We start from the raw sequence: 17,845 nt of genomic DNA, 5'->3' as shown, positions 1-17,845 counted from the left end.
GCCAGGGTGTTACCAGGTTGCGGAGCGCCTGCTTTTTTCGTTCAAGGGGTCTAGCCGAGAGCGCAGGGGACGCATGCGCCCCGCAAACCGTTTTACAGCGTTGATCCAGCCCGATGACTTAGGCCGACACTGCGTTGTCTTCTTCCACGACGTCGATGATGTCTTCGAACTCGTTGACGTTGTTGATCTCGGTGCCCATCGCAATGTTGGTCACACGCTCGAGAATCACTTCCACGATCACCGGCACGGAGAACTCGGCCATCAGCTTGCGAGCCTGGGCGAACGCCGGTTGGATGTCGTTCGGCTGGAACACACGGATCGCCTTCACGCCGAGGCCTTCGGCCACCTTCACGTGATCGACGCCGTAACCGTTGACTTCCGGCGAGTTCACGTTCTCGAACGCAAGCTGCACGCAGTAGTCCATGTCGAAGTTGCGCTGCGCCTGACGAATCAGGCCCAGGTACGAGTTGTTCACGACCACGTGGATGTACGGCACCTTGAACTGCGCGGCCACGGCCAGCTCTTCGATCATGAACTGGAAGTCGTAGTCGCCCGAGATCGCCACCACGTCCGACGACGGCGAGGCAACCTTTGCACCGATGGCGGCCGGTATCGTCCAGCCCAGCGGGCCCGCCTGGCCGCAGTTGATCCAGTGGCGCGGCTTGTTCACGTGCAGGAACTGCGCAGCGGCAATCTGCGACAGACCGATGGTCGAGACGTAGCGCACATCGCGGCCGAAGAACGCGTTCATCTCCTGGTACACGCGCTGCGGCTTGATCGGCACCTGATCGAAGTCCGAGCGGCGCAGCATGGTGCGCTTGCGCTTCTGGCATTCGGCCACCCATTGCGCACGATCCGGCAGACGACCGGCGGCCTTCAGTTCCTTGGCGACTTCGACGAACAGCGTGAGCGCTGCCTTGGCATCGGAGACGATGCCGTAGTCGGGGCCGAACACGCGGCCGATTTGCGTCGGCTCGATGTCGACGTGCACGAACTTTCGGCCCTTGGTAAACACGTCGACGCTGCCCGTGTGGCGATTGGCCCAGCGGTTGCCGATGCCCATCACGAAGTCCGAGGCGAGCATCGTCGCATTGCCGAAGCGATGCGAGGTCTGCAGTCCGACCATGCCGGCCATGAGCGGATGGTCGTCGGCGATGGTGCCCCAGCCCATGAGCGTGGGCACGACCGGCACGTTCACCGTCTCGGCGAACTCGACGAGCAGGTCGGCAGCGTCGGCATTGATCACGCCGCCGCCCGAGACGATGAGCGGGCGCTCGGACGCCACCAGCATCTGAATGGCTTTCTCGATCTGGGCGCGCGTGGCCGCGGGCTTGTACACCGGCAGCGGTTCATAGGTGTCCGGATCGAATTCGATCTCGGCGACCTGCACGTCGAACGGCAGATCGATGAGCACCGGACCCGGACGGCCCGAGCGCATCAGGTGGAATGCCTGCTGGAACACGCGCGGCACGAGCGCGGGCTCGCGCACCGTCACGGCCCACTTGGTGACCGGCTTGGCGATCGTCTCGATGTCGACGGCCTGGAAATCTTCCTTGTACAGACGAGCGCGCGGCGCCTGACCCGTGATGCACAGGATGGGAATCGAATCGGCCCAGGCGGAGTACAGGCCGGTAATCATGTCGGTGCCCGCCGGACCCGACGTGCCGATGCACAGGCCGATATTGCCGGCTTCGGCGCGGGTGTAACCTTCGGCCATGTGGGACGCGCCCTCGACGTGGCGTGCCAGCACGTGCTCCACGCTGCCAGCCTTGCGCATGGCCGAATAGAACGGGTTGATGGCAGCACCGGGCACACCGAATGCGGTGGTGATACCTTCTTTCTCGAGCACTCGAATTGCGGCCTCTACGGCGGTCATCTTGGCCATGTGACGTCTCCAATGGGTAATGAGTCAATGTGTTGGGAGCCACTTTAAGCCGGTACGATTTGTTTGATAAGATCACAAAAGATCGTTTTTTTAAGAACAAAAAGTATCGAATGGAGGGGGCATGGACCGTTTCAAACAGATCGAAACCTTCGTGCAGGTGGCCGAAGCGGGCAGTCTGGCCGCCGCGGCCCTAAAGGAAGGGGTCTCGCCGGTGATTCTTGGGCGGCGCATCGACGCGCTGGAAAAGCGTCTGGGCATCAAGCTGATGTACCGCTCGACGCGTCGGCTTGCGTTGTCGGAAGAGGGGGGCGCGTTCCTTGAGCGCTGCAAACAGTTGCTCGGCGACTGGGAGATGGCCGAGAATGAAATCAGCGCGGGGCGTCATGCCGTTTCGGGGCACCTGATCGTGTCGGCGCCGGCGGCGTTCGGGCGCAAGCACGTCGCGCCGCATGCGCCGGCGTTCCTGCGCCTGCACCCCGAGGTGCAGATTTCGTTCAACCTGACCGACCGCGTGGTCGACCTCGTGCGCGAGGGGTACGACATGGGCATTCGCATCGGCGGCTCGGTCGACCCGAATTTCGTGGCCGTCAAACTCGCCCAGAACCGGCGCGTGGTGTGCGGCACCCCGGCATATTTCGCCCGCTACGGTCGTCCGAAGACGCTCGAAGACCTGGCCAGGCACAACTGCCTCGCGTTCAACCTGCAAGGCGGCCAGCAGCGCGGTTGGTACTTCAAGCGCCAGGGCAAGCTCGTGACGATTCGTGTGGCGGGCAGTCTGGACTGCAACGACGGGGAGTTGCTGCACCGCTGGTCGCTGGAGGGCATCGGTCTGGGCTGGCGCTCAACGTGGGAAATCCAGCGCGAACTGCTCTCCGGCGAACTGGAGACCGTGCTCGACGAGTATGCGCTACCCGACTACGACATCCTCGCCGTCTACCCCCAACAGCGCTTCCAGCCCGCGCGAGTGCGTCTGTTCATCGAGCAACTGCGGCAAATCTATGCCCGTCCGAACTATTGGCTGGAAAACACTTGACCGGTCCTGATGAGACGGCAGTTGATGATCGACGTGAAATCCGCTAGAATCGCGGGTTCTGCAACCTTGCTGCACTGGTTTTGACGCCCGGGCGGCTTTGTCCATAAGGAGCTTATATATGCGTCATTATGAAATCGTATTTATCGTTCACCCCGATCAGAGCGAGCAAGTGCCTGCGATGATCGAGCGCTACAAGAGCATGGTGACGGCCAAGGCCGGTCAGATCCATCGCATCGAAGACTGGGGCCGTCGTCAACTCGCGTACATGATCGAGAAGCTGGCCAAGGCTCACTACGTCTGCATGAACATCGAATGCGACCAGGAAACCCTGGACGAGCTGGAACACGCATTCAAGTTCAACGATGCCGTGCTGCGCCACCTCGTGGTTCGCATGAAGAAGGCCGAGACCGCACCGTCGCCGATGATGAAGGAAGTGGCCCGCGAAGAAGCCAAGAAGGCTGCCGCGACGCCCGCGACCGAAGCTGCCGCATCGTAATTAGCGCACCGGAACGCATCAGGGAATCCACGGAAACGTCGACCGCGTGAATCGCTTACGGCTTGAAGCCAGCATTGTCGAAATCGGCACGCTGCGCTATACCCCAGCCGGGCTTCCCGTGATCGAGGTCACGCTGGCCTATGCGGGAACCGTCGAAGAGTCGGGCGTGGCCCGGCAGGTCGAGTTCTCGATGCCAGCCGTTGCGATCGGTCCCCTCAGTGCCAAAGTCATGGCGTTGGGACTTGAGAAACCGGCCCAGTGGGCAGGGTTTCTGGCCAAGAAGCATCGCAATAGCCGCACCCTGGTGTTTCACATCACAGCATTGCAAGTATTTGAAAAGGATTGTTGAACATGCCGCGTCCTAACGGTAAAAACAAGAAGTTTGATCGCCGCCGCCAACAGCAAAACCCGCTGTTCAAGCGCAAGAAGTTCTGCCGCTTCACCGTCGCTGGTGTTGACCAGATCGATTACAAGGATATCGAGACGCTGAAGGACTTCATCGGCGACAACGGCAAGATCACCCCGGCTCGCCTGACGGGCACCAAGGCGCACTACCAGCGCCAGCTCGACACGGCCATCAAGCGCGCGCGTTTCCTCGCGCTGATGCCGTACACCGATCTGCACGGTGCTTAATCGCCAGTCGACGAAGGAGAATAGATAATGCAAGTGATTCTGCTGGAAAAAGTCGTCAACCTGGGTAACCTGGGCGACATCGTGAAGGTCAAGGATGGTTTCGCACGTAACTTCCTGATCCCGACCAAGAAGGCGCGTCGCGCCACCAAGGACGCGATCGCCGAGTTCGAAGTTCGCCGTGCCGACCTGGAAAAGGCTGCCACCGAGAAGCTGGCTGCCGCACAAGCCGAAGGCGAAAAGCTGTCGGGCCTGACCGTGCAAATCTCGCAGAAGGCCGGTGTTGACGGTCGTCTGTTCGGTTCGGTCACCAACTTCGACATCGCCGAAGCCCTGGGCACCCAAGGTTTCAAGGTTGAAAAGATGCAAGTGCGTCTGCCGAATGGCCCGCTCAAGACCGTGGGTGACTTCCCGGTCCAAGTGTCGCTGCACACGGACGTCGTCGTCGACGTGAACGTGTCGGTGCTGGGCGAGCACGCGTAAGCCGTATCCGCGTCAGCTTCCCGACGCGAACAAAAAAACGGAAGTCGGTCCGCCGGCTTCCGTTTTTTTATGTCTGTCCCCTCTGTGGTGTCGGTTGCCGGGCTTTCCGATGGCCGCGCATGCGCAGGTCTATGCCGACCGCGTCCCGGTTGCGCACTCCCTTCCACGTTCCTCACGTTCGATAGCGCCGCCTTATGTTGCCTCCCGGGAAACTGCTGAACAAAACACGTTCGGAAAAATCGCCGCGCAAGCGCGATTTCGCCGGATCGGATCGTGAGCGCGGGGGCGGTATAATGCCCGGCATGAACGCTCCCGATCCCCAACTCGATTCCCTCAAAGTGCCGCCGCACTCTATCGAGGCGGAGCAATCCGTGCTCGGCGGGCTGCTGCTCGATAACGGGGCGTGGGATCGAATCGGCGACTTTCTGGCCGAATCGGACTTCTACCGCTATGACCACCGGCTGATCTATCAGCACATCGGTCGGCTGATCGCCAGCGACCGTCCTGCCGACGTGATCACCGTTTTCGAATCGCTCACCTCGGCCGGCAAAGCCGAGGACGTGGGCGGGCTCGCCTACCTGAACGCCCTGGCGCAGAATACGCCGAGTGCCGCGAACATTCGTCGTTACGCGGAAATCGTGCGCGACCGTGCGGTGTTGCGCAAGCTCGTGACAGTGGCCGACGAAATTGCGTCAGATGCTTTCAATCCACAGGGCAGGGAAGTGCGTCAGATGCTCGACGAGGCGGAAGCGAAGGTGTTTGCCATCGCGGAAGAAGGCTCGCGCAGCACGAACGGCTTCCTTGAACTGCAGCCGCTGCTCACGCAGGTGGTCGAGCGCATCGACGAGTTGTACCACCGCGAAGGCGGGAGCGACATCACCGGTATTCCGACGGGCTTCGTCGACCTGGATCGCATGACGTCGGGTTTCAACGGCGGCGATCTGATCATCGTGGCGGGCCGTCCGTCGATGGGTAAGACAACCTTCTCGATGAACATCGGCGAGCATATCGCCGTGGAAGAAGGGCTGCCCGTCGCCGTGTTCTCGATGGAAATGCCGGGCACGCAGTTGGCCATGCGTATGCTGGGGTCGGTGGGGCGTCTCGATCAGCATCGTCTTCGCACCGGCAAGCTGGTCGACGAAGACTGGCCAAAGCTCACGCACGCCATGCAGAAGATGAACGAGACGCAGCTTTTCGTCGACGAGACGCCTGCGCTCAATCCGATGGAATTGCGCGCGCGCGCACGTCGTCTGGCACGTCAGTGCGGCAAGCTGGGGTTGATCATCATCGATTACCTCCAGCTCATGAGCGGTTCGGGCAACGGCGAGAACCGCGCGACCGAAATCTCCGAGATTTCGCGTTCGCTCAAGGGGCTCGCCAAGGAGCTGAACGTGCCGGTGATCGCGCTCTCACAGCTCAACCGTAGTCTTGAACAACGCCCGAACAAGCGTCCGGTCATGTCGGACCTGCGTGAATCGGGCGCTATCGAACAGGATGCCGATATCATCCTGTTCATCTATCGCGACGAAGTGTACAACCCCGATACGCCCGACAAGGGCACCGCCGAGATCATCATCGCAAAACAGCGTAATGGTCCTATCGGTCAGGTGCGTCTGGCGTTCATCGGTGCGTATACAAAGTTCGACAATCTGGCCGGTCCCCAATATTGACGCATTGATTTCCGCCCATTCGTAAGGGCGTGCGGTAACGCGCGCCCGCAACGAGGTAGAATGTGACGTTTTTGTGTCGACCCGTCCCCTATTAATATCCGGAGTTTTCCAATAATGTTCGGTCGCTTCATGCCCACCGAGGGCAAGTTCTTTGAGCTGTTCAACCAGCACGCGGCGTGTATGGTTGCCGGCAGCCGCGAGCTGTCTGCCATGCTCAACGATCTGCCCAATGCCGAGGCACGCACCGTTGCCGTGCAGAACAACGAGAAGAAAGCGGATCGCATCACGCACGAGACCATCGACCTGATGCACAAGACGTTCATCACGCCGTTCGATCGCGATGAGATCCACAAGTTGATCAGCACGATGGACGACATCCTGGATCTGATGGAAGACGTGGCGACAGCCGTGTGGATGTACGACGTCAAGAGCGTGCCGTCCGAGGCGCGCACGCTGGGTGAGATTTGTGTGAAGTGTTGCGAACGGGTGCAAAGCACCGTGGCGCTGCTCAACGACATGGATCGCGCGCGCGAGATCCTGAAGCTCTGCGAGGAAATCGACGGGCTCGAATCGGACGCCGACCGCCTGTTGCGTGCGTCGCTCTCGAAGCTGTTTCGCGAAGAATCCGACGTGAAGGAGCTGATCAAGCAAAAGGCCGTGTCCGAATTGCTCGAATCGGTGACCGATAAGTGCGAGGACGTTGCCAACATCATCGAAGGCATTGTGCTGGAAAACGCCTGAGCGGAGACTTTCGATGGCAACGCTGCACATCAGCCTTTGGCTGATCGGACTGTTGGTCGCACTTGCGCTCCTGTTCGACTTCATGAATGGCTTCCACGACGCCGCCAACTCGATCGCTACGGTGGTCTCGACGGGCGTGCTCAAGCCGCATCAGGCGGTGGCTTTCGCCGCCATGTTCAACGTGATCGCGCTGTTCGTCTTTCATCTGAAAGTCGCGGCGACGGTGGGCAAGGGGACGGTTCATCCCGAAATCGTGGATCACTACGTGATCTTCGGCGCCCTCGTCGGGGCGATCGCGTGGAACGTGATTACTTGGTACTACGGCATTCCGTCGAGTTCGTCGCACGCGCTGATCGGTGGGTTGGTCGGCGCTGCGGTGGCCAAGGCCGGCACGGGTTCGCTTGTCACGAGTGGACTGCTGCAAACGGTCGCGTTCATTTTCATCTCTCCGCTGCTCGGTTTCGTGCTCGGTTCGTTCTTCATGCTGCTGGTGTCCTGGTTGTTCTTCCGAACGCCACCCGCGCGCGTGGACCGCTGGTTCCGCCGCCTGCAGCTGATTTCGGCCGGTATGTACAGCCTGGGACACGGCGGTAACGATGCCCAGAAGACCATCGGTATCATCTGGATGTTGCTGATCGCCGCGGGCATGTGGCCGCAGGAGGCTGCGGAACCGCCGCTGTGGGTGATCGTGGGCTGCTATCTGGCGATCGGTCTGGGCACCATGTTCGGTGGCTGGCGCATCGTGCGCACGATGGGGCAGAAGATCACCAAGCTCAAGCCGGTCGGTGGCTTCTGTGCCGAAACCGGCGGGGCGTTTACGCTGTTCTTCGCGTCGTGGCTCGGCGTGCCGGTCTCGACCACGCACACCATCACCGGCGCCATCGTGGGCGTTGGCGCCACGCGCAAGCTCTCGGCGGTGCGCTGGGGGGTGGCAGGCAACATCGTCTGGGCATGGGTGCTGACGATCCCGGCCTCGGCATTCATCGCCGCGATCGCGTGGTGGGTCGGCAAGCAGATTCTGTGATGTCGGTTCGGCGGGCTGCCGTCTCATGACGGTGTGACCCGCCCGGGCAACAAAATAAGCGGCTTCGGCCGCTTTTTTTGTGTCCTGCTTCAGCCCCCGCGGTCGGCGTGGCCCCATTGACAGGCCGCATCGACGCCATCGAGAGAATCAATTTCTATAGCCAATGGCGATCAATTATTATCTCGCCATAGTATTTAATCGATCCTCATGGGAGGCTGACATGGCTGCATTGATCCATCGTTGCTTGTATCGTCGTCCGGTCACCACGCTGGTGGGCGTCGCGATCAATGTCGGCGGCGCCGCGACGCTGCTTGCGCACCTGCGCTGACCCTTCAGTTCACGCTCAACCGATTCTCGTTCGCCTGAAGTGATTACATCGAGCTGTTGGCGAAGCGAGCGATCGGATCGTCGTCTTGCGGGGCTGGGGGGGTGAGGTTGGCTGTGCGACTCGGCACCAAGACCTGCGGCGTTACCATCGGGGACGGGGGCGCCCCGGTAAGCGGGCGGTTCGGTGCGATGTTCGGCGGGTTCACGGGCTCGCTCGGCGGCGTTGCCGCGGCGGGCGTCTGAGCGAGCGAGGCTGGCGCCGACCGATTCACGTAAGTCGTATTACCCGCGGGTGCCTTGTTCGCTGCGACGCGTCGCACACCATCGATCCGGCGTGCCCAATACGGAATGAAGAGGCTCTCCAGGCGCACCGTGCCGCCGGTGTTCGGCGCGTGTACGAACTGCCCCTGACCCACGTAAATGCCTACGTGCGAGTGGGCGCGTCCCGTCGTGTTGAAGAAGATGAGATCGCCCGAGGCGAGGTCGTCGCGCGCCAACGGTGTGCCCACACCACTCATGTCGGCCGTTGTGCGGGGCAGGTTCACACCGGCGGCGCGCGCCACGACGTAGCGCACGAGGCCGCTGCAATCGAAACCGGAATCCGGGGTATTGCCGCCGTAGCGGTAAGGAATGCCAACGAGGCTCATCGCTTCGAGCGTGATTTCCTCCTGACCCGCGCTGCGCTCCGGCCCCATCGTGCGGTTGCCGTAGTTCGCACTGCCGCCTTGTCGGATTGATGGACCCGACGAACAAGCCGCGACCAGCAACGTCAGCGCCAGCGCACCCACGCAACGGCCCCACGCGTTCGGCAGGACGGCCGGATGCGTCACGTCGCGAGCAAGGAGGCGAGAGAGGAGTCGCATGCGACGAGTTTACGACGCTTAACGGGCCGATGCACCGTAAAAGCGCCGAAAGACGGGCGTTCTGTGGCATCGACGTCACAAATCAGCGGATTCCCGGATGACGCTGTCGTCGGTGCGCGCCGCCTTGGCGACGCCGGCAGTTAAAAAAAACGGCGCCCGAAGGCGCCGTCGTGTTGAGCGTGGAGCGAAGCGCGTAGAACGAAGCGGTTCGCCGTCCACGGTCGGCAGACGTCAGAGGATTTCCGCCGCGTAGTCGGCCAGACGCGAACGTTCGCCGCGCGCCAGTGTGACGTGCCCGCTGTGTCCCCACCCCTTGAATCGATCGACCACATAGGTGAGTCCCGAGCTGCCTTCGGTCAGGTACGGCGTATCGATCTGCGCGATATTGCCCAGACAGATCAGCTTGGTCCCCGGGCCGGCACGCGTGACGAGCGTCTTCATCTGCTTCGGCGTAAGGTTCTGCGCCTCGTCGATGATGACGAACTTGTTCACGAACGTACGACCGCGCATGAAGTTCATACTCTTGACCTTGAGTCGCGAGCGAATCAGTTCCTGTGTGGCCGCGCGGCCCCATTCGCCGGCGGAATCGTCGGTCTTTTGCAGCACTTCGAGGTTGTCGTCGAACGCGCCCATCCACGGTTGCATCTTCTCTTCCTCGGTGCCCGGCAGGAAGCCGATGTCTTCACCGACGGGCACGGTCGCGCGCGTGATGATGATTTCGTTGTAGCGCTTCTCGTCGAGCGTTTGCGCCAGACCGGCGGCCAGCGCCAGCAGCGTCTTGCCGGTACCGGCCTGACCGAGCAGCGTGATGAAGTCCACTTCGGGATTCATCAGCAGGTTCAACGCGAAGTTCTGCTCCCGGTTGCGCGCCGTGATGCCCCACACGTTGTTCTTGTGGTGTCCATAGTCGCGCAGCGTTTGCAGCAGCGCCGTCTTGCCGTTGATCTCGCGAACCTGCGCGTAGAACGGCGCCTCGCCGTTGTTCGTCTCCAGATAGACGAACTGGTTGATGAGGAAGCTCGCGCAGAGCGGCCCGGTAATGCGATAGAACGTGGTGCCGGTGCGATTGTCCTGCCAGCTCTCCATGCCCTTGCCATGCTTGGTCCAGAAGTCCGTCGGCAGGGGCATCACGCCCGAGTAGAGCAGATCGCTGTCCTCGAGCACCTTGTCGTTGAAGTAGTCTTCCGCGGGCAGGCCGAGCGCATGCGCCTTGACGCGCATGTTGATGTCCTTCGACACCAGCACGACCTGGCGATCGCGGAACTTGTCCTGCAATGCCCGCACGACGCCGAGAATCTGATTGTCGGCCTTGCCTTGCGGCAACCCGTCGAGCGGCGGCACGTCGGTCAGGTCGGTCTGGAAGTACAGGCGGCCCGTGGCGTCCTTGTTGCCGAGCCGCGAGAGGAGGATGCCTTCGGTCATCGACTTCGTGCCGCTCTCGGCGACCAGCCCGTCAAGGGTGCGGCTCACCTGACGCGCATTGCGCGCCACTTCCGACATGCCCTTCTTGTGATTGTCCAACTCTTCCAACGTCATCATCGGCAGATAGACGTCGTGCTCTTCGAAGCGGAACAGGCTGCTTGGGTCGTGCATGAGCACGTTCGTGTCGAGCACGAAGAGCTTGGCGGGTTCTTGGTCCTTCAGACGTGCCCGTTTCGAGCCCGTGCCTGTTGACGTAGGCTTGACGGCCTTGAGGGACGGCGTTGCCCCGTTCGACTCGGCCGCCGGCGGCGACTGGGGCGAGCGTGCGACGGGCGACGGTTGTACTGTCGTCTGCGGTGCCGCGGAGGGTTTAGGCACGACCTTCAATTCGGCCGCGCCGGCACCCGTGGCACCGGACGTCTCGCCCAGTGCGAGTTGCTCAGACGAGGGGATCGGTTTCTTGGCCTCCGTGCGCGAAGGTTTGAGGCGAGTGGGGAATTGTTCCGGGGCAAGCAACGAGCCCGGTTTGGTCGGCGCCGATGGCAATGGCATAGATTTCCCGTTTCAAGAAAACACAACACGACTCGGCCGGGACAGACTGCGGTACCCCACGTCCCGGCAACAAAAAAGCCGCCTGCCCGGACGCACCGGAGAGGCGGCTTGGCTGAAGGCGCCGCCGTGGCAACGCCTGCAATAGTCTGGTTCAATGCGCTTCATCATTACGGCTGACTATAACGTCTCTTGCCGTGCTTGTATAGCGCCGAATGTCCGCACTGGCGGTCGCTTTCCGTCCTCGTGCAACACGCGACGGAAGCGCACTTGCGCGGGGCCGGCGACGATGCCCGGCGCCCGATGCGCCGCGGCACTGACAAGCCCTCCAGCGGATCAGAGCGCCTGCACGACGCTCAGCACTTCGGCAACGTGATCGGGCACACGTACGCCGCGCCATTCGTTGCGCAATACGCCTTTTTCGTCGATCAGGAACGTGCTGCGTTCGATCCCCAGATGTTCCTTGCCATACAGTTTTTTCAACTTGATGACACCGAACAATTGGCAAACCGCTTCGTCGCCGTCCGAGATCAGCGGGAAGGGCAGTTCGAGTTTTCGCTGGAAGTTTTCATGCGAGCGAAGGCTGTCGCGCGACACGCCGACGATTTGCGCCCCGGCGGCCTGAAACTGATCGTAGTTGTCGCGGAAGTTCATGCCTTCCGTCGTGCACCCGGGGGTATTGTCCTTCGGGTAAAAATAGATCACCACCTTCTGGCCGCGATACGCCTTGAGCGAAAAATCGCCGCCGGTGGCCGGTGCGGTGAAATCGGGCACGGGGGTGTCGATGGCTACCGTCACTATGGTCTCCTTGGGTGGCCTTGCAAGGCCGGAACGGGGAAGTGGATCGAAAGCGGGTTCAGGCAGTGGCCCGGCCCTCGAGAATCAGATCGCCCGAGCGGCCCGGAATTTCGCCCCACACGACGGGATGCGCCGGTAGCGAGGCAAGATCGAGCGTCTCGTAGTATTGGCCCATCGTCACCAGGGCGTGCCCTTGGCGGCGCCATCCAGCCAGCAATTGACGGAACAGCGGGGCCAGTTTCTGCCCTTCGAGTTCTGCGTGAAGGGTGAACACGTGATGTTGCGCCGGATCGCGGGTCAGGGCAAGCAGATGCTCGGCCACGCCGTCGAGGTCACGACCGTCGATGCCCAGCAACTCGTCGACCGTCGGCAGGGTCGTCGGCATTTGCACATGCTGTAGACGCACGCCATCGACGATGGGGTAGTGCGGGGCGATGCCGCGTCCGTCCGACGCATACTTCATGCCCCAGGCGTCGATCTGCCGAAACGCGTGATGATTCATCTGCCAGCCAGCCGCGCCATGCGTGAGCGGTGGCGCACCGAAGACCTGGAGGAAGCGCGCATGGGCTTGCGACATCTGATGCTGCGTCCAGGCGGCGTCGCGTGTGCGCACGTTGTCTTGCCAGTACGTGTGGTCCCACGTGTGGATGCCGGTCTCGTGGCCCGCGTCTCGCACGGTGCGCATGACGTCGGCCGCACGCCGCCCGATGTCCGGGCCGGGGAGCAACGTGCCGTACATGAGCGTTTTGAAGCCGTAGTGCTCGACCACCGAGGTGCGTGAAACTTTCTTCAAAAAGCCTGGACGGAAGACGCGCTTGAGTGCCCAACCGGTGTGGTCCGGCCCGAGGCTGAACAGGAACGTCGCTTGCGCCTCGTGCTCGGCCAGTGCGGCGAGCAGATTGGGCACGCCTTCGCGTGTGCCGCGCAGCGTGTCGACGTCGATCTTCAGGACAATGTTGGCCATAGCCGCCCTTGAGTGAGATATCGCGATGACTGTCGGCGATATCCTGAACTACGAAACAAACTACCGAGTCAAAAACGCCCGATGCGCCGAGGGCGCACCGGGCGTGCAATGCGATGGGGTGCAACGGGCTGCCATGAGCTGCAATTGGCGGCCCGCAACCCCGAGGCGGAGGGCCAGGCGGCTGCCGCCTGACCGCGCCCCTGATGGCGCTTACTCGGCCTCGACCAGACGGCGCGCTTCGGCGACATGGCCACGATATGCTTCGAAAATCTTGCGCAGCGCGTCGTCCATCGACGTGGTCGGTGCCCAGCCGAGTTCCTGCATGGTGTTCTCGATCTTCGGCACGCGATTCTGCACGTCCTGATAGCCGTTGCCATAGTAGGCGCCCGACGAGGTCTCGACGAGTTGAACCTTCTTGGCCGTGTCGGCGTACTCGGGATATTCGGCGGCCAGCTTGAGCATCATGTTGGCCAGCTCGCGCACCGAGAAGTTGTTCGTCGGGTTGCCGATGTTGTAAATCTTGCCGCTGGCAATGTTGTTCTTGTTATCGATGATGCGCACCAGGGCGTCGATACCGTCGTCAATGTCGGTAAAGGCGCGTTTCTGGCTGCCGCCGTCGACCAGGCTGATGTTCTCGCCGCGAGCGATGTGGCCGAGGAACTGCGTGACCACACGCGACGACCCTTCCTTCGGCGTGTAGATCGAGTCGAGACCGGCGCCGATCCAGTTGAACGGGCGGAACAGCGAGAAATTCAGGCCTTCCTGCATGCCGTAGCCCCAGATCACACGATCCATGAGTTGCTTCGAGCAGGCGTAGATCCAGCGCGGCTTGTTGATCGGACCGTAAATCAGCGGCGAGTTTTCCGGATCGAACTCGCCGTCGGTGCACATGCCGTAGACCTCGGAGGTCGACGGGAACACCAGGTGCTTGCCGTACTTCACGGCCGAGCGCACGATCGGCAGGTTCGCCTCGAAGTCGAGTTCGAACACACGCAGCGGAGCCTTCACGTAGGTGGCCGGCGTGGCGATGGCGACGAGCGGCAGGATCACGTCACACTTGCGAACGTGGTACTCGACCCACTCCTTGTTGATCGTGATGTCGCCTTCGAAGAAGTGCATGCGCTCGTGGTTGATCAGATCGCCGAGGCGATCGGTGAGCATGTCCATGCCATAAACTTCCCAGTCGGTCGTCTCCAGGATGCGCTTCGACAGATGGTGGCCGATGAACCCGTTGACACCGAGAATCAGGACTTTTTTCATATTGCGGTCAGTGATTGAGCTGGGAAAACTGTGCCGGCGTGACTGCTTTGCCGTCCAGCATTAGTTCATGAATGACGACAGCATTTGCGTCGCCACAAACGCCAAGGAGCGCATTATCCACTACTTGCAGTCCGCAGGGCAAACCGGCGGGCGCCGGCGCACGTGACAAACGGGCGTGCGTGACAACCCAGCGACGGTCCGCCACGTCGGTAAACGCCCCCGGGTAGGGCGGCGCGACCGCGCGAATGAGGTTGTAGACGTCCTTTGCGGGCTTCGACCAGTCGATGCGGCCGTCTTCCGGTTTGCGTCCGCCGAAGTAGCTACCTGCGCTCAGTTCATTCACCTGTCGCGGTGCGGTGCCGGCGATCAGGCCCGGCAGGCAGCGCCAGAGCGTCTGCTCGGCGGCGACCGTGACTTTCTCGAAGACCTCGCCCGCCGTATCGTCCGGCAGGATCGGCACGGCGGTCTGGTCGATGATGGCGCCGGCATCCGGTTTGGCGGCCATCTCGTGCAGCGTTGCGCCCGTTTCTGTTTCGCCCTTCAAAACCGCCCAATTCACCGGTACACGGCCGCGATACTTCGGCAGCAGCGACCCGTGCATGTTGAAGGCGCCGCGCGAGGCGATTTCGAGCACCGCCACGGGAATCATGTGGCGATAGTAAAAGGAAAAGATGAAGTCCGGCGCGATGGCGCGCAGTTGTGCGGCGAGCGCGGGATCGGCCGGATCGTCGGGGGTGACGACCGGGATGCCGTGCTCGGCGGCGACACTGGCCACGCTGCCGAACCAAATGTTCTCGTTCGGATTGTCCTGATGGGTGACGACGAGTGCGACGTCGACACCGCGCGCGAGCAGCACCTGCAGGCAGCGCACGCCCACGTTGTGGTAGGCAAAGACGACAGCTTTGGCGGCTTGGGGCACTTGGGTGCTCATGAGGCGTGCGATCCCAGTTCCGTGGCGCCGGTCGTCTGACGCACGCTCGACGTCGCGCCGGTCCCCTTGTCCGGTTGGCCGGACGACGGGTCCTCCAGCACGGCTTGCACCAGATAGCGGGGACGCTGGCGAACCTGCTGATAGATGCGGCCGATGTACTCGCCCAGCAGGCCCATGCCGAACAGGATCACGCCCAACAGACAGAACGTGACGGCGAACAGCGTGAACACGCCCTGAACTTCCGAGCCGAAGAGGAAGCGGCGGGCGATCAGCACGATAAACAGCAGTCCCGAGGCCGCCGACAGCGTGATGCCGACGCCCGAGAGCCATTGCAACGGCACCACCGAGAAGCCGGTGACGAGGTCGAAATTCAGGCGAATCAGGCTATAGAGCGAATACTTCGACTCGCCGGCGAAGCGCTCTTCGTGGGCGACGTCGACTTCGGTCGGGTTTTGCGCGAACGTGTAGGCCAGCGCGGGGATGAACGTGTTGATCTCACGGCACTGATTGACCGTGTCGACGATATGACGGCTGTAACCGCGCAGCATGCAGCCCTGATCGGTCATGCGAATGCGCGTGATGCGCTCGCGCAGGCGGTTCATGGCGCGCGAGGCATGGCGGCGGAACCATGTGTCCTGACGGTTCATGCGCACCGTGCCCACGTAGTCGTGCCCGGCCGCCAGCTTCTCGACGAGCTTGCCGATTTCCTCGGGCGGGTTCTGCAGGTCGGCGTCGAGCGTGACGACCCATTCGCCACGCGTGTGTTCGAAGCCGGCCAGGATGGCCATGTGTTGTCCGTAGTTGCCGTTGAACAGCACGACGCGCGTCGTGTCCGGGCGCGCGCGGAACTGCTCGGCAAGCAATGCGGCCGAGCGGTCGCGGCTGCCGTCGTTGACGAACACCACTTCATAAGCCACGCCCAGCTTGTCGAGCGCCGGATACAGCCGGGCGAACAGGGCGGCGAGTCCGGCCTCTTCGTTATAGACCGGGATGACGATGGAGAGTTGTGGACAGGTCATTTTTGATGGTCGGCGCAGAGGGCATTGACGGCTTCGCAGACGCGCGCAACGTCGGCATCCGTCATGGCGGGGAAGAGAGGCAACGTCAGGATCGAACGGCCCAGACGCTCCGTATGCGGGAACTGCCCTTCCCGGAAGCCGAGCCTGCGGTAGAGCGTAAACAGGTGGATGGCCGGGTAATGCACGCCACTGCCGATGCCGCGCGCCTTGAGTTTTTCCATGAAACCCGCGCGATCGATCGTGAGGCGCGCCAGCGGCAACTCGACCTGGAACATGTGCCAGTTCGAGTTCGTGAAGTCGGCGTGCGGCAGGCCGAGGCCGAGCGCCACGGCCGCGCCGCCCGCGAACGTATCGAAATACAGCCGCGCCAGCGCCGTGCGACGGCGGTTGAATTCCGCCAGATGCGGCATCTGGCCGAGGCCGACGCGTGCGGCGACGTCCGTGAGGTTGAACTTGCCGCCGAGCACGTCAACGTCCATGCCATCGAAGCCGGTGCGGGTCACGCCCTGCAGACGGTACTTCTCGGCCAGGCGGGCTTCGTCTTCATTGTTGAAGACGAGCGCACCGCCTTCGATGGAGGTCAGGTTCTTGTTGGCGTGGAAGCTGAACGAGACGAGGTCGCCGAAGGCACCGATGCGCTTGCCGCCCCAGGTCGAGCCCATGGCTTGCGCGGCGTCCTCGATCACGCGAAGGTTGTGACGGCGCGCGATGTCATACAGCCGGTCCATGTCGAGCGGCAGCCCGGCCAGATAGACCGGGATGATCGCGCGCGTCCTGGGCGTGATCGCCTTTTCGAGCAGATCGAGATCGAGATTGCGGGTGGCTGGGTCGACGTCGACGAATACGGGCGTCGCGCCGACTTCCAGAATCACGTTGGACGTGGCGACCCACGACAGCGACGTGGTGATCACCTCGTCACCGTCTTGCACGCCGGCCAGGCGCAGGCCAATTTCGAGCGTCGCGGTGCCCGAGTTGAAGACGCGCACCGGGCGTGCGCCAAAATAATCGGACAAGGCCTTCTCGAAGGCCTGCACTTGCGGGCCGGAGGTGATCCAGCCAGAACGCAGCACCTCGGTAACGCCGGCGATGGTGGCGTCGTCGATGCTCGGCCGCGTGAACGGCAGAAACGGAAGATTCGGTTGGGCGGTTGCCGAGTCGCTCATTATTAAGACCAAGCCTCAGATAAACAGGGGGAGACGCGCCGGCGTTTGCTTGTTGCGGCGCGTCCGTGATTTCGGTCCGTCAGCAGCCTTAGCTGCGCGCAAGAATATAAACGCCGACCAGGATGATGCCGATGGCCACGACACGCTGCATGGACAGTGCCTCGCCAAACAGGTACCACGCGGCAAAGGCATTCACCACGTAGCCGAGCGAGAGCATCGGGTACGCGATCGAGACCTCGACGCGAGAGAGTGCCAGAATCCAGACGACCACGCTGATCGCATAACAAACGAGCCCGCCCATGATCGGCACTTGCGTGGCCAGCTTGAGGCCGATGGGCACGATGTTGGCCCGCGTGAACTCAAGCGCGCCGATCGAGCTGGCACCCGCCTTGAGCAACAACTGGGCGCACGCATTGAGCAGCACGCCCGTGAGAATAAGTGAAAAGGTGGCGAGATTCATGGAACGTTGATGAACGTTTGTGAATAATTATGGATACCGCAAATTGGCTGGCGCTTAGTTTCCCTAAGCGCGCCAACCTGTTCGTGTCGCTGTCGCCGGCCAAAGCCGTTGACGGCAAGCGGATCAA

At 62.1% G+C, this 17,845-nt stretch carries 18 protein-coding genes; 8 read left to right on the top strand and 10 right to left on the bottom strand.

Annotation, left to right across the window (positions count from 1 at the left end; translation table 11 throughout):
• Positions 1 to 118: 118 nt before the first annotated feature.
• The gene (gcl, locus tag PCE31107_RS18840) at positions 119 to 1,885 is read right to left on the bottom strand and encodes a glyoxylate carboligase (RefSeq protein ID WP_150610224.1); all 1,767 of its coding nucleotides are present in this window, start codon (positions 1,883 to 1,885) and stop codon (positions 119 to 121) included.
• A gap of 121 nt (positions 1,886 to 2,006) precedes the next feature.
• On the opposite strand from gcl, the gene PCE31107_RS18835 reads away from it, so the two are divergent.
• From PCE31107_RS18835 to PCE31107_RS18800, 8 genes are all read left to right on the top strand, one after another.
• Positions 2,007 to 2,918: a LysR family transcriptional regulator gene (locus PCE31107_RS18835; protein WP_017232291.1), complete on the top strand. Its 912-nt coding sequence runs from the start codon at positions 2,007 to 2,009 to the stop codon at positions 2,916 to 2,918.
• Positions 2,919 to 3,036: 118 nt separating this feature from the next.
• Positions 3,037 to 3,414, top strand: coding sequence for a 30S ribosomal protein S6 (gene rpsF, locus PCE31107_RS18830; protein ID WP_017232290.1), 378 nt, complete (start codon positions 3,037 to 3,039; stop codon positions 3,412 to 3,414).
• A 46-nt stretch (positions 3,415 to 3,460) separates the two neighbouring features.
• Positions 3,461 to 3,763: a primosomal replication protein N gene (gene priB / locus PCE31107_RS18825; RefSeq protein ID WP_017232289.1), complete on the top strand. Its 303-nt coding sequence runs from the start codon at positions 3,461 to 3,463 to the stop codon at positions 3,761 to 3,763.
• Positions 3,764 to 3,765: 2 nt separating this feature from the next.
• On the top strand, positions 3,766 to 4,047 hold the full coding sequence (gene rpsR, locus PCE31107_RS18820; protein ID WP_017232288.1) for a 30S ribosomal protein S18: 282 nt from the start codon (positions 3,766 to 3,768) through the stop codon (positions 4,045 to 4,047).
• A gap of 27 nt (positions 4,048 to 4,074) precedes the next feature.
• A complete protein-coding gene (rplI, locus tag PCE31107_RS18815; protein WP_017232287.1) occupies positions 4,075 to 4,527 on the top strand; it encodes a 50S ribosomal protein L9 in 453 nt (150 codons plus the stop codon).
• 302 nt (positions 4,528 to 4,829) lie between these two features.
• Positions 4,830 to 6,197, top strand: a complete 1,368-nt coding sequence (locus PCE31107_RS18810) for a replicative DNA helicase (RefSeq protein WP_026131664.1) — start codon at positions 4,830 to 4,832, stop codon at positions 6,195 to 6,197.
• A gap of 114 nt (positions 6,198 to 6,311) precedes the next feature.
• Complete coding sequence (locus PCE31107_RS18805) at positions 6,312 to 6,938, top strand: DUF47 domain-containing protein (protein WP_017232285.1); 627 nt, start codon at positions 6,312 to 6,314, stop codon at positions 6,936 to 6,938.
• Positions 6,939 to 6,951: 13 nt separating this feature from the next.
• Entirely contained in the window at positions 6,952 to 7,962 is a 1,011-nt protein-coding gene (locus PCE31107_RS18800) for an inorganic phosphate transporter (RefSeq protein WP_017232284.1), read from the top strand.
• Between the two features lie 371 nt (positions 7,963 to 8,333).
• Here PCE31107_RS18800 and PCE31107_RS18795 read toward each other — a convergent pair whose 3' ends face one another.
• The 9 genes from PCE31107_RS18795 to PCE31107_RS18755 all read right to left on the bottom strand — a co-directional run bounded on the left by PCE31107_RS18795 (position 8,334) and on the right by PCE31107_RS18755 (position 17,718).
• Positions 8,334 to 9,152, bottom strand: coding sequence for a C40 family peptidase (locus PCE31107_RS18795; RefSeq protein WP_150610222.1), 819 nt, complete (start codon positions 9,150 to 9,152; stop codon positions 8,334 to 8,336).
• 231 nt (positions 9,153 to 9,383) lie between these two features.
• Positions 9,384 to 11,126, bottom strand: a complete 1,743-nt coding sequence (locus tag PCE31107_RS18790; protein WP_150610220.1) for a PhoH family protein — start codon at positions 11,124 to 11,126, stop codon at positions 9,384 to 9,386.
• A gap of 333 nt (positions 11,127 to 11,459) precedes the next feature.
• On the bottom strand, positions 11,460 to 11,921 hold the full coding sequence (locus PCE31107_RS18785; protein WP_130025766.1) for a peroxiredoxin: 462 nt from the start codon (positions 11,919 to 11,921) through the stop codon (positions 11,460 to 11,462).
• A 58-nt stretch (positions 11,922 to 11,979) separates the two neighbouring features.
• Positions 11,980 to 12,885, bottom strand: coding sequence for a polysaccharide deacetylase family protein (locus tag PCE31107_RS18780; protein ID WP_150610219.1), 906 nt, complete (start codon positions 12,883 to 12,885; stop codon positions 11,980 to 11,982).
• Positions 12,886 to 13,095: 210 nt separating this feature from the next.
• Positions 13,096 to 14,145: a bifunctional UDP-4-keto-pentose/UDP-xylose synthase gene (locus tag PCE31107_RS18775; protein WP_130025768.1), complete on the bottom strand. Its 1,050-nt coding sequence runs from the start codon at positions 14,143 to 14,145 to the stop codon at positions 13,096 to 13,098.
• A 7-nt stretch (positions 14,146 to 14,152) separates the two neighbouring features.
• Positions 14,153 to 15,076 carry a formyltransferase gene (locus PCE31107_RS18770; protein WP_150610217.1) on the bottom strand — a complete coding sequence of 308 codons (924 nt, stop codon included), beginning with the start codon at positions 15,074 to 15,076 and terminating at the stop codon, positions 14,153 to 14,155.
• Positions 15,073 to 16,095, bottom strand: coding sequence for a glycosyltransferase (locus PCE31107_RS18765; protein WP_150610215.1), 1,023 nt, complete (start codon positions 16,093 to 16,095; stop codon positions 15,073 to 15,075). Before PCE31107_RS18765 ends, PCE31107_RS18770 begins: the two co-directional genes overlap by 4 nt.
• Positions 16,092 to 17,258: a DegT/DnrJ/EryC1/StrS family aminotransferase gene (locus tag PCE31107_RS18760; RefSeq protein ID WP_130025771.1), complete on the bottom strand. Its 1,167-nt coding sequence runs from the start codon at positions 17,256 to 17,258 to the stop codon at positions 16,092 to 16,094. The genes PCE31107_RS18765 and PCE31107_RS18760 overlap by 4 nt, the downstream gene beginning before the upstream one ends.
• An 88-nt stretch (positions 17,259 to 17,346) precedes the next feature.
• Positions 17,347 to 17,718: an SMR family transporter gene (locus tag PCE31107_RS18755; protein ID WP_017232274.1), complete on the bottom strand. Its 372-nt coding sequence runs from the start codon at positions 17,716 to 17,718 to the stop codon at positions 17,347 to 17,349.
• Positions 17,719 to 17,845: the final 127 nt, after the last annotated feature.

The organism is Pandoraea cepalis (assembly GCF_902459625.1).
GTDB lineage: Bacteria > Pseudomonadota > Gammaproteobacteria > Burkholderiales > Burkholderiaceae > Pandoraea > Pandoraea cepalis.
Note: the sequence above shows the minus strand (reverse complement) of the source record. Positions and strands in the feature narration are given on the sequence as shown.

Coding starts and splice junctions, on each gene's coding strand:
- gcl (WP_150610224.1), bottom strand. CDS start 1,885: ATGGCCAAGATGACCGCCGTAGAGGCCGCAATTCGAGTGCTCGAGAAA.
- PCE31107_RS18835 (WP_017232291.1), top strand. CDS start 2,007: ATGGACCGTTTCAAACAGATCGAAACCTTCGTGCAGGTGGCCGAAGCG.
- rpsF (WP_017232290.1), top strand. CDS start 3,037: ATGCGTCATTATGAAATCGTATTTATCGTTCACCCCGATCAGAGCGAG.
- rpsR (WP_017232288.1), top strand. CDS start 3,766: ATGCCGCGTCCTAACGGTAAAAACAAGAAGTTTGATCGCCGCCGCCAA.
- rplI (WP_017232287.1), top strand. CDS start 4,075: ATGCAAGTGATTCTGCTGGAAAAAGTCGTCAACCTGGGTAACCTGGGC.
- PCE31107_RS18810 (WP_026131664.1), top strand. CDS start 4,830: ATGAACGCTCCCGATCCCCAACTCGATTCCCTCAAAGTGCCGCCGCAC.
- PCE31107_RS18805 (WP_017232285.1), top strand. CDS start 6,312: ATGTTCGGTCGCTTCATGCCCACCGAGGGCAAGTTCTTTGAGCTGTTC.
- PCE31107_RS18800 (WP_017232284.1), top strand. CDS start 6,952: ATGGCAACGCTGCACATCAGCCTTTGGCTGATCGGACTGTTGGTCGCA.
- PCE31107_RS18795 (WP_150610222.1), bottom strand. CDS start 9,152: ATGCGACTCCTCTCTCGCCTCCTTGCTCGCGACGTGACGCATCCGGCC.
- PCE31107_RS18790 (WP_150610220.1), bottom strand. CDS start 11,126: ATGCCATTGCCATCGGCGCCGACCAAACCGGGCTCGTTGCTTGCCCCG.
- PCE31107_RS18780 (WP_150610219.1), bottom strand. CDS start 12,885: ATGGCCAACATTGTCCTGAAGATCGACGTCGACACGCTGCGCGGCACA.
- PCE31107_RS18775 (WP_130025768.1), bottom strand. CDS start 14,145: ATGAAAAAAGTCCTGATTCTCGGTGTCAACGGGTTCATCGGCCACCAT.
- PCE31107_RS18770 (WP_150610217.1), bottom strand. CDS start 15,076: ATGAGCACCCAAGTGCCCCAAGCCGCCAAAGCTGTCGTCTTTGCCTAC.
- PCE31107_RS18765 (WP_150610215.1), bottom strand. CDS start 16,095: ATGACCTGTCCACAACTCTCCATCGTCATCCCGGTCTATAACGAAGAG.
- PCE31107_RS18760 (WP_130025771.1), bottom strand. CDS start 17,258: ATGAGCGACTCGGCAACCGCCCAACCGAATCTTCCGTTTCTGCCGTTC.
- PCE31107_RS18755 (WP_017232274.1), bottom strand. CDS start 17,718: ATGAATCTCGCCACCTTTTCACTTATTCTCACGGGCGTGCTGCTCAAT.